Raw genomic sequence first — 9,338 nt, forward strand, 5'->3', positions numbered from 1 at the left:
GGGTGGGAATGATGGTTACTAAGCCCTGGACAAGGAAGGGCTGGCAGGCGGGCTGGACCTTATCAAAGCCGAGAAGCAGCGCGGCAAGGTCAACGTCAGCCGCTTCAAGGGCCTGGGCGAAATGAACCCGCTGCAACTGCGCGAAACCACCATGGCCCGGGATACCCGTCGATTGGTGCGCCTGGATGTAACCGGCGGCGACGATACTCTCCAGTTGATGGATATGCTGCTGAGCAAAAAACGCGCCTCTGATCGCAAGATCTGGCTGGAAGAGAAAGGCAATCTGGCGGAGGTTTGAGTTGCAAGTTTCAAGTTGAAAGTTGCAACGCGAAGCCGGCTTTTTGTGTGTTGAAAGGCTACAGATCCGCGCTGACCGTTAACAGTGAAGCGCGGGCAAGGCCGTTCAGGCTGGCAGGACTTCTGCCGTGCTTTGAACTTTCAACTCTTAGAGCATCGCAAAGACATAGAGCCTCTCAGCATTTGAACATGCTGTGATCGAGAATAAGGCATTGAAGAAATGGCTGATGAATTTGAAAGTCTTCCCTTAAGGGAATACACCGAAAAAGCGTACCTGGATTATTCCATGTACGTGATTCTTGACCGGGCCTTGCCCAATATTGGTGACGGCCTCAAGCCGGTACAGCGGCGTATTGTTTACGCCATGAGTGAGCTGGGGCTGAAGGCGACCTCCAAGTACAAGAAATCCGCGCGTACCGTGGGTGACGTACTGGGTAAATATCATCCCCATGGGGACTCTGCCTGTTACGAGGCCATGGTGCTGATGGCGCAGCCGTTCAGTTACCGCTATCCGCTGGTGGATGGTCAGGGTAACTGGGGGAGTGCAGATGACCCGAAGTCGTTTGCCGCCATGCGTTATACCGAATCCAAGCTGGCTCCCTATGCGGAAGTGCTGCTGGCCGAGCTGGGTCAGGGCACCGTGGAATGGGTGCCCAACTTCGACGGCACCATGGACGAGCCCAAGCTGTTGCCGGCCCGTCTGCCCAATGTGTTGCTCAACGGCACCACCGGTATCGCGGTGGGCATGAGCACCGACATTCCGCCGCACAATCTGCGCGAAGTGGCCAATGCCTGTATTCACCTGCTCAAGGATCCGGGGGCCTCTCTGGATGACCTGATGCAGTACATCCAGGGGCCGGACTTCCCCACCGAGGGGGAAGTGATTACCTCCCAGAACGACATCATTCGTATGTACGCGGAAGGCAAGGGGTCGCTCAAGCAGCGTGCCGTGTATGAGCGCGAGGAAGGTGACATCGTCGTGACTGCCTTGCCCTACCAGGTGTCCGGGGCCAAGGTGCTGGAGCAGATCGCCGACCAGATGCAGAAGAAAAAGCTGCCCATGGTCAGCGACCTTCGCGATGAATCGGATCATGAAAATCCCACGCGACTGGTGATCACGCCGCGCTCCAACCGGGTGGATATTGCCCAGTTGATGAGCCATCTGTTCGCCACCACCGATCTGGAAAAGAATTACCGGGTGAACCTGAACATGATCGGCATTGATGGCCGGCCGCAGGTGAAAAGCCTGGATATGATTCTCAACGAGTGGCTGCAGTTCCGTATGGTCACCGTGCGCCGGCGTCTGCAGCATCGTCTCGATAAGGTGCTGGAGCGGTTGCACCTGTTGGAAGGTTATTTGGTCGCTTACCTCAATATCGATGAGGTGATCCATATTATTCGTACCGAAGACGCGCCGAAGCCGGTGTTGATGGAGCGTTTCGGTATTTCTGATCGCCAGGCGGAAGCCATCCTCGATCTGAAGCTGCGCAACTTGGCCAAGCTCGAGGAAATGAAGATCCGTGGTGAGCAGGATGAGCTCAACGAAGAACGGGCAAAGTTGGAAGAAACACTGGGTTCCACCGCCAAGATGAAAAAACTGGTGGCCAAGGAGCTGCAGGAAGACGCGGACAAATACGGCGACGACCGTCGCTCGCCGCTGGTCGAGCGGGATGCTGCGTCTGCCCTCGACGAAACCGATCTGGTCAGCGCTGATCCGGTGACGGTGGTGCTGTCCGAGAAGGGCTGGGTGCGTTCTGCCAAGGGCCATGAGGTGGATGTGGTTGGTCTTAGCTACAAGGCCGGCGACAAGTACAAGGCCTCGGCCCAGGGCAAGTCCAATCAGCCGGTGTGCTTTATCGACAGCACCGGGCGCAGTTACTCCCTGCCGGCCCATACCCTGCCCAGTGCCCGCGGTCAGGGCGAGCCTCTGTCCGGCCGTGTCAGCCCACCGTCCGGGGCCAGCTTTATGGCAGCGGTGATGGGCAAGGAAAAGGATGCCTACCTGATGAGCACCGATGCCGGTTACGGTTTCGTGGTGCGCTACGGGGACTTGCTGGCCAACAAGAAGGCGGGCAAGACGGTACTGTCGGTACCCAAGGGTGCCAGGGTGCTGCCGCCCACACCGATTGCCTCCACTGCCGACGACCTGATCGCACTGGTCTCCAACGAGGGCCGTCTACTGGTGTTCCCGGTGAAGGAATTGCCGGAAATGGCACGGGGCAAGGGCAACAAGATGATGTCCATCCCCGGTGCGCGGGTGGCGGATCGAGTCGAGTTCGTGCAGGACATGCAAGTGCTGGGACCGCAGGATGCGCTCACCATTCATGCCGGCAAACGCCATCTGACCCTCAAGGCCAGTGATCTGGAGCACTACTACGGAGAGCGTGGCCGCCGCGGCGCCAAGCTACCGCGCGGGTTCCAGAATGTGGACCAGATGGCCGTGGAGCGTAAAGGCGAGTAACGCTTTTACGGTTAACAAAAAGCGGCACGCTCAACAGCGTGCCGTTTTTTTGTGGGTCGGTTTCCGGCAGGTCAATCAGCCCAGCTGCCGCACCCGGGCCCGGGGGTACAGACTTGCGTGATGGCGAGAACCCGGTTTAATACCCTCTCTGGTAGGGAAAAGAGCAGGAGGATCATCATGGCTGCCACGATCACGGGCGCTATCACCGCACTATTATTGTTGCTCAACACCCTGATACTGATTGGTCCCATGATGCTGGTGGCGCTTCTCAAGGTGATTCTTCCGGGCTCGCGAGCCCGCCAGGTCTGCTCCTCGGTCGTCATGGCCATCGCGGAAACCTGGGCCGAGATCTGCAAGGCCATCTTTGCGTTGATGACCCCTACCCAGTGGGAGATTCGCGGCGTGGAGGATTTGCGTGGTGATACCTCCTATCTGGTGATCAGCAACCATCAGTCCTGGGTGGATATCCCTGCGCTGATTCAGGCGTTCAATCGCAAGACGCCTTACTTCAAGTTCTTCCTCAAGAAAGAACTGATCTGGGTACCGTTTCTGGGGCTGGCATTCTGGGCGCTGGATTACCCTTTCATGAAGCGCTACAGCAAGGCATTCCTGGAGAAGTACCCGCATCTGAAAGGCAAGGATCTGGAGATCACCCGGCAGGCCTGTGAGAAATTTCAGGGCATCCCGGTGACGGTGGTGAACTTTCTGGAAGGCACCCGCTTTACGGCAGCCAAACATGATAACCAGCAGTCTCCCTACCGGCATCTTCTTAAACCCAAGGCCGGTGGCGTGGCCTTTGTGCTGGCCGCTCTGGGTGACAATCTGGATGCCATACTGGATGTCACCATCCTGTATCCGGCAGGGGCGCCGCCGGGGTTCTGGGATTTGTTGTGCGGCCGGGTGGATCGGGTCGTGGTGGATGTACAGACCCGCACCCTGGAACCGGTGCTATGGCGTAGCGATTATCAGGAAGACCCGATTTTCCGGGCAGAAATGCAGCAGTGGGTCAGTGATCTGTGGGCGCAGAAGGACGCGCGACTGGTGCAGATGGCAGAACAGGAACGCGAGGGAAGTGCACAGCAGGGTGAGCGTGCCGGCGAGTAATCAGGGAGAGGCATTGCCTCCGCAGAGGCCAGAGACAATGCCTTGTCTGTGACAGTCCGCTAGAAGCTCAGTGAGGCCGCCAGATAGGGGCCACCCATATCCAGGTCCGCATCCAGGTCGCTGACATCATCCAGCTTCAGGTCCATGTGCTTGTAGCCCAGTTCCACGCCAAGCAGGAAATCCGAACGCCAGCCGATGCGAGCGGTCAGATCCCGCAAGGTGTTGCCGTCGTAGCTGATCGTGTCGATCTCGCCGCCGACATAGACGCCAGGGACCGGCAGGTTGAGTCGGCCGGAGGCATGCAGCATGGGCAGGGTTTCATCGAAGTTCTGGGTGGTGCTGGCTAGCAGGCTGTCCAGGCTGATGCTGCCCTCGATCTTGCGTACAGTCACCCCCAGATTCACTTTCAGGGCATTATCCAGCGGCGTGTAGTAGAGCGTGCCGTCGAGGATATCCAGATCGATATCGGTTTCGACCTCGGTGTTGGCCACAAACAGCTGGCCATTGAACACAAAGGTGCGTTGCAGGCGGTTGCTGGCATCATCAGAGAGATCCAGGCTGCGCACCCGCACATTGGGAATCAGCGGTACGGCATGTTCCACGCCCAGATAGAGCACCTGCTGGTTGGCTTCATCAAAGCCCAGGTCGTCCTGCATGCGGATATCTTCACCACCGGAGGCGACAGTGCCTTCAAACTCGGTGTCCCAGCTGTAGCCGCCGCCATAAACGGCAATGCCCGGTGCTGACCAGGCCTGGGGGGCGGCCAGTAAACCGGCTGCCAGCAGAGTGATGCGTTTCATGGAAACTCCTGCTTGTGAGTGAAAGGTCAGTATTGCAGGTCTACAAGGGTGTCACCAAGTCCACAGGGATTCTGGTACCATGCCCACAACAATCACGATTCATTTGTCGGGGCTCGGCGGGTTCGGCCCTGCTCCTGCTGACAGTTACCTATGTTTCTAGATGAAATGCCCGGGACGTTCCGCTATCCGGCACCGGAAGATGCACAAGACAAAGATCTGCTGGCGGATATCCAGCGCAAGGGCTGGCACCATTTTGCGGTGTCCGGTGGTGATGGTCAGCCTGGTTTCACGTTCAGCGTGGGGCATTTCCTCAATCTGAATCATCCGGAACTGATCGTGCTGGGGCTCAAGGATTCCCTGGCCAGCCGCCTGCTGGACAGTGCCGCCGTGCGAATTCGCGGTCTGAACAAGCCCTACCAGCCATACCGCCTGTATAACGATATCGCCGATGGCCTGGAAGTCATGTTCCTGCCGGTGGCCTTCCCGCATTACAAGGAATACCTGGGCTTCGCCAACTGGTTCTACCAGAGCCTGCCGGCGCCGTACCCGGCGCTGCAGATGGTGTGGCCTGATCCCAAGGGCGTGTTCCCCTGGCAGCCCGGCTACGATGCTCGCTTTCACCGGGCCCAGCCGTTGTTGGGGGCGCCGCCTGCGTCCCCGTTAACCCAGAATCGCCGTTGAGTTCGGAGAGCAAGATGGCCAATTCCCTGCAAGAACAATTGATGAAAGCCGGTCTGGCGGACCAAAAAAAGGCCCGTCGCGCCAAGCAACAGAAACGCCAGGAGGCCAACCAGGCCAAGCGTGGCGAGATCGAGCTGGAAGACCCGGCCGAGCGGGCCCGTCGCCAGCGCGAGGAAAAGGCTGAAGCGGATCGCCAGCGTGAAGCCGCCCGCAAGGCAGAGCGTGAGAAGAAGGAAATCGCCGCCCAGATCAAGCAGATGATCGAACAAAGTCGTCTGGACCGGCAGCATGGCGATGTGGCCTACCAGTTCGTTCAGGACAAGAAGATCAAGAAAGCCTGGGTCACCGCCAAGCAGCAGGCCCAGCTTGAGCGCGGTCAGATCGCCATTGTGGCCCTGGGCGACGGCTATGAGCTGGTGCCCACGGTGGTGGCAGAAAAGATTCGCCAGCGTGACGAGGGCGCGGTGTTGCTGCTCAACGAGCGTGGCAACAACGCGGTGGACGAGGATGACCCCTACAAGGACTTCCCGATTCCCGATGACCTGATGTGGTAGCGCGCAGCCGTCGGCACGAACGGTTCTACGAAGCCGCTGTAGGAGCTCCTCTTGAGGTGCGAGCCTTGCGCAGCAAGGAAATCGCCCGCAGGGCGATCAGGAATTCCAGAACTCGACAGGTTTCACAACATCGAGCCTGAAACATGAGCGCACATCCACATCGACCCGAACCCTTAAACCAACCAGGCCCGAACCATGACCGCATCCACTAAACTTGGCGCCCGCCATTCCCTGGAAGTCATCAAGCCGATCCATAACGGGTTGCTGCTGGACGGCGGTTCGCTGGGCGAAGTGCTGTTGCCGTCCCGGGAAGTCGAAGGCCAGAATCTGGGCCCCGGTGATAGTGTGCTGGTCACTCTGTACAGCGATGGCCAGGGCCGTCCTATGGCCAGCCTGCGCACGCCCCGCGCCCAGTATGGTCAGGTGGCGTCCCTGAAAGTGGTCTCCACCAGCAAGGTGGGCGCCTTTGTGGATTGGGGGATGCCCAAGGACCTGCTGCTGCCTTTCGCCGAACAGAAAGGACCGGTGCGCGAGGATGACTGGGTGCTGGTGATGATCACCACCGATCGGGAAGGGCGGCTGCTGGTCAGTGCCCAGTTGGATCGCTTTCTGGATGATACCAGCGACGATTACCAGCAGGGTGACGAGGTGTCACTGGTGGCGGCCCATGGTACCGATATTGGCTACAAGGTGGTGGTGGATAACCGCTGCTGGGGCATGATTGCCAAGCAGGAACTGCGCGCGCCACTGCGGCCTGGTCAGCGGGTCACCGGCTATGTGCAGCGTCTGCGCGAGGACGGCAAACTCAGCCTGTCATTGAATCCCCCCGGCGCGCTGAAGAGCGAAGGGCTCAGTGAGCAGATCCTGGCTGCCCTAGAGGCCGCTGGCGGCGAACTGCCGTTGGGTGACAAGAGCAGTCCGGAAGATATCTTTGCCACCTTCCGTTGCAGCAAGAATGCCTTCAAGCAGGCCATCGGCGGGCTCTATAAGGAGCGTCGTATCGTGATCGAGAAGGGCAAGATTTCGTTAGTGAACAGTTAACAGTGAATAGTTAACAGCGACGCGAGAAAGCCCGGGGTTCATCTGCAATTAACGAGGCCGCGCTCATGGTTTGAGTGCGGCCTCTTTGCTTTAGAAGCAGTGCGTAGGGTGGATTAGCCGCAGGCGTAATCCACCGCTTTTCACTCTCTCCTCGGCATCATGGTGGATTACGCCTGTGGCTAATTCACCCTACGTTGTTGCCGGGGGGGGGGCGCTAGAAGCGGTAATTCAGCTTCAGGCTGGCTTTGCGGCCATCGCCGTAGTAGCCGCCGTTATAGAATCCCAGGTTGTTGAAATATTTCTCGTCGGTCAGGTTACTGACATTGGCGGTGACCGACAGTGCCGGGTTGAATTGATAACGGGCCATCAGGTCCACCAGCGTGTAGTCGTCCTGGACGAACTTGAAATCGCTGTTGTGGCCGGGACGGGTAACGAAGGCGTAGGTCTTGTTCTGCCAGGCAATGCTGGTGCCCAGAGTCAGCCCGTTCAGGCTGCCATTGAAACGGTAACGTGTGGACAGTCGCAGCATATCTTCCGGCGAGGTGGTATTCAGCTCGTCGCCTTCCGGGTCTTCGGTGATCCGGTAGGTGTAGCCGGCCAGCAGTTGCCAGCGGGGTAGAATTTCGCCCGAGGCTTCCAGCTCGAAACCATTGGTCTGTGCGCCGTCCACGGCACGGTAAGCTTCGGAATTGGGCGGGCCGCCGGGAATCGGCTGGCCGGTGGATTCCGCCAGGTTGTCCTGATCGGTGCGGAACACCGCCACGGTGGTATTCACCCGGCCATCCCGGAACTCGCTCTTCAGGCCTGCCTCATAGCTGTTGCCTTCCTCCGGATCCAGCACCCGGTTGTTGATGTCGAGGACCGTTTGCGGCTGGAAAATGCTGGTGTAGCTGGCATAGACAGAGTGGTGCTGGTTCAGGTCATAAACCACGCCGGCAAAGGGCACCACTTCGCCGTTTTCTTGGAAATGTCGTTCATGGGCAGGGAAAGGGCCGGCCCAGTTGAAGCCGCTCCGTGAGCGTTCCCAGTCCACCACACGACCGCCGGTGATCACTGCCAGGGAGTCTGTGGGCTTGAAGCGGGCGGTGGCATAGAAACCGGTCTGCTCGATCAGTTCTTTCTCTTCGGCATTGTTGGCACCCCAGGCCGGTTTGGCGTGGTTGCCGTTCCAGGTGAACAGGTTGTCCAGGGTGTTATCGAAGTTCAATGCGGGCTGACCGGTGTAGTCCCGTTTGGCCCTGGAGTGACTGGCACCGATCACCAGCTCGTGCTGACGACCAAACAGTTCGAAGGGGCCGTTGGCGTACAGGTCGAAGGTATCCTGGTGTTTTTCTTCCTGGAAGCGTCCGGACCACAACGTCTTGCCGCTGCCGTCCCGGTTCAGGGTGTCGCCACCGGCGGAAGCCAGCTGGGCATCGTAGTTGTTTTCCTGGTAGGTATAGGCCAGCTTGCCGTACCAGCCGCTGTCGAACTGGTGTTCCAGGTGCATGAAAGCGGTGCGGGCATCCTGGGCCCAGCTGCTCCAGTCGGTGGCCGGGTTGGTGTCCCGGTCCAGGTCGGCAAGGCCGCCGTCGCTGTAGAACAGTGGAATACCCCCCCAGGTGGAGCCCTGCGGATCGTAATCCATATAGTCCATGCCCAGGGTGATCATGGTGCTGTCGGAAATATCCCCTTCGATCACGCCGTAGAACACCTGCTTTTCATTCTCGTAATGATCCAGGAATGACTCACCCTGTTCATAGGCGCTGACAAAGCGGGCCCGGACCTTGTCGTTACCGTCGATAGGGCCGCCCACATCCAGCTCGCCACGATAGCCGTTCCAGCTGTTGCCCTCGATGCCGACCTGGCCGGAAAAGTCGCGGGTGGGTTTCTTGCGGACCAGGTTGATGGTGGCGGACGGATTGCCGATGCCGTGCAGCAGGCCACTGGCGCCGCGCAGGACTTCCACCCGGTCATAGATGAAGGTGTCCGCCTGGGCGGCCTGTTTGCCCAGGGAGCTGTTACGCATGGAGGGCATGCCGTCGTAGAGGAAATTGGTGATTTCGAAACCGCGGGCAAAAAACTGCAAGCGTTCGGTGTCCTGGGCATTCACGGTGACCCCGGGGGTGCGCTGCATCACTTCCGCCACACTGTTGAGACCGAAGTCTTCCATTTGCTCGCGGGTAATCACGGTGACGGACTGCGGGGTTTCCCGCGGGGACAGCACCATGCGGGTGGCGGTGTTGGTGGCGTCGGTGGTGTAGCTGTCCTTGCCTTCGGTGGTCATGCCTGCGTCATAGTCACCCCCGGATGGTGCGGCAGTGACATCAATGGTTTCACGTGAGAGCGGTGGATTGCTCTGGCTGGCTTCGTCGTAAAGCGTCGTGACGCGCGGCAGCAGCCAGCACGCTGGAAGTAGGG

7 protein-coding genes and 1 pseudogene are annotated in these 9,338 nt (G+C 59.2%); 6 read left to right on the forward strand and 2 right to left on the reverse strand.

Features of this window, described 5'->3' with window-relative positions; all coding sequences use genetic code 11:
* Positions 1–22 precede the first annotated feature (22 nt).
* The 3 genes and pseudogenes from ACFE0K_RS11245 to ACFE0K_RS11255 form a co-directional block, all read left to right on the forward strand.
* Positions 23–298 (forward strand): annotated as a pseudogene (locus tag ACFE0K_RS11245) (DNA topoisomerase IV subunit B); the annotation flags it as partial.
* Positions 299–517: 219 nt separating this feature from the next.
* On the forward strand, positions 518–2,758 hold the full coding sequence (gene parC, locus ACFE0K_RS11250; protein ID WP_434536152.1) for a DNA topoisomerase IV subunit A: 2,241 nt from the start codon (positions 518–520) through the stop codon (positions 2,756–2,758).
* Positions 2,759–2,935: 177 nt separating this feature from the next.
* A complete protein-coding gene (locus ACFE0K_RS11255; protein WP_434536153.1) occupies positions 2,936–3,862 on the forward strand; it encodes an acyltransferase in 927 nt (308 codons plus the stop codon).
* 59 nt (positions 3,863–3,921) lie between these two features.
* Here ACFE0K_RS11255 and ACFE0K_RS11260 read toward each other — a convergent pair whose 3' ends face one another.
* Entirely contained in the window at positions 3,922–4,662 is a 741-nt protein-coding gene (locus ACFE0K_RS11260) for a TIGR04219 family outer membrane beta-barrel protein (protein ID WP_434536154.1), read from the reverse strand.
* A 150-nt stretch (positions 4,663–4,812) separates the two neighbouring features.
* On the opposite strand from ACFE0K_RS11260, the gene ACFE0K_RS11265 reads away from it, so the two are divergent.
* The 3 genes from ACFE0K_RS11265 (at position 4,813) to ACFE0K_RS11275 (ending at position 6,938) form a co-directional block, all read left to right on the forward strand.
* The gene (locus ACFE0K_RS11265) at positions 4,813–5,343 is read left to right on the forward strand and encodes a DUF4262 domain-containing protein (RefSeq protein ID WP_434536155.1); all 531 of its coding nucleotides are present in this window, start codon (positions 4,813–4,815) and stop codon (positions 5,341–5,343) included.
* A gap of 14 nt (positions 5,344–5,357) precedes the next feature.
* Positions 5,358–5,897 (forward strand): DUF2058 domain-containing protein, encoded by a 540-nt coding sequence (locus ACFE0K_RS11270; protein WP_434536156.1) that lies wholly within the window; start codon positions 5,358–5,360, stop codon positions 5,895–5,897.
* A gap of 195 nt (positions 5,898–6,092) precedes the next feature.
* Positions 6,093–6,938, forward strand: coding sequence for a CvfB family protein (locus ACFE0K_RS11275; protein ID WP_434536157.1), 846 nt, complete (start codon positions 6,093–6,095; stop codon positions 6,936–6,938).
* 214 nt (positions 6,939–7,152) lie between these two features.
* Here the strand turns inward: ACFE0K_RS11275 and ACFE0K_RS11280 are convergent.
* On the reverse strand, positions 7,153–9,338 hold a 2,186-nt coding region (locus ACFE0K_RS11280), incomplete at its 5' end, for a TonB-dependent siderophore receptor (protein WP_434536158.1).

Source organism: Alcanivorax sp., from assembly GCF_051117345.1.
Taxonomy (GTDB): domain Bacteria; phylum Pseudomonadota; class Gammaproteobacteria; order Pseudomonadales; family Alcanivoracaceae; genus Alcanivorax.